This is a genomic window from Mycobacterium sp. WUMAC-067 (genome assembly GCF_020217485.1).
Classification (GTDB): domain Bacteria; phylum Actinomycetota; class Actinomycetes; order Mycobacteriales; family Mycobacteriaceae; genus Mycobacterium.
Genome location: NZ_JAEKMI010000141.1, coordinates 1 through 1506, shown reverse-complemented (window position 1 = coordinate 1506; position 1506 = coordinate 1). Strand labels below are relative to the sequence as shown.

The following is a 1506-nucleotide window of genomic DNA, read 5'->3' as shown; positions in this document are numbered from 1 at the left end:
GGTTTGATGGTGGGCGTCAGGTAGTTGAGCCGGTCGTTGACCAGCCTCCAGAGCCGGTTGAGCACCGCACGTTCCTCGTCGGTGTCATAGCGGTAGTAGAACCCATACTTGCGGACGAGGTGGTTGTTCTTGGACTCGATTGTGGCCTGATCGTTCTTCTTGTACGGCCGCGACCTGGTGAAGAAGATCTCCATCTGCGCAGCCCACTTGATGACGGCCTTGTTGAGGAATTCGGTTCCGTTGTCGAAGTCCAAACCGGTTACCTCGTAAGGTATTTCATGGACACCGGCTTTGAGGGCGCCGAGGATGTGAGTGTGGGCGTTGTTGCGTTCGGTGCGGGTGAAGACCCAACCGATATGCATATCGGTGAGGTTGACGGTCCGGGCGAACTCGCCTTTGAGGGTTGGACCGCAGTGCGCGACGGTGTCGCCTTCGAAGAACCCCGGAGATCCCTCGACCTCGTCGGTTGCCTTGCGGATCTTGATCGAAGACCGCAGCAACGGGGAGGCCTTGGTGGTCGATTTCCCCTTGATCTGGTCGCGCGCCTTGACCGCACGCAGGTAGCGGTCGATCGTCGCGCTGCTCATCGCCAACAGCTCGGCACGCACCTGCGGGCTGTAGCGGTCCACACCTGCGCGTCCGGCCGGGTTTCCAGCAGGCGAGGTACGACGCGGCGACCAATAAACCCGGTACCGCCGGTAACGACATAGCGCATGCAAGCCATCGTGGCGGGTCACACCGCGCACGTCAACCATGCTGTCCAGGCATCAGCCGGCGAAGTTGCGGATGCCGTCCCAGTCCACCAGCGTCCAGCCGGTCATCGGGTTTCCGGTGATCACCACGCGGCCGACGTTGGGCAGCGGATGACTGGTCGCCAGGCTGTCCTTGGCGTTCTTCGTGTTCATCAGCGTCCAGTACTCGATGGCGTACAGATGCGAGAACACCACCGGTTGGTTGTGGCCGCTGTTGTAGATCTTCTGCACGGCCGCGGTGAACCAGTCGTTGAACTCCTTGCCGGTGATCGACCCGGGGATGCGGTCTCCGACGTCGCCGTTGAGCCAGTCCGCCGGTACGTCGAGGGGGCCATCGAGACGGGCTTGCCCTCGTACCAGCCGGCGTTGATCTCTTGGATGCCTTGCAGCACCTCGACTTGCTTGCCGAGTTCGGCGGCCAACGGCGCGGCGGTCTGTTGCGTTCGCACCATGGTGGAGGCGTAGACGGCGTCGTACTTGTTGTGGGCGAGTTGGTGCGCGACCTGTTCGGCCTGCCCCTTGCCCTCCGGGGTCAGGCCCGGGCCCGGCACGTCGGTGTCGATGACGCCGCTGGCGTTGGTCTCGGACTCCGCGTGCCGGACGAACGTCACGGTGATGCTGTGGGCCTGCGGTGACCCGCCGCAGGCGCCGACGATTACCGTTGCGGCCAGCACGGCTACCGCTTTTGAGGCCTTCCTGATCAAGCTGGGATTGCGCATGGCGATAGCCTGCCCCGCCGACGGTGCCGGTGTGA

At 63.4% G+C, this 1506-nt stretch carries 3 pseudogenes; all 3 read right to left on the bottom strand.

What is annotated here, in order from left to right:
* A pseudogene (locus tag JF781_RS27890) lies at positions 1–629 on the bottom strand (DDE-type integrase/transposase/recombinase); the annotation flags it as partial.
* Positions 608–715, bottom strand: a pseudogene (locus JF781_RS27885) (NAD-dependent epimerase/dehydratase family protein); the annotation flags it as partial. The pseudogenes JF781_RS27890 and JF781_RS27885, both read right to left, overlap by 22 nt.
* Positions 716–767: 52 nt before the next feature.
* Positions 768–1471, bottom strand: a pseudogene (locus JF781_RS27880) (histidine phosphatase family protein).
* Positions 1472–1506: the final 35 nt, after the last annotated feature.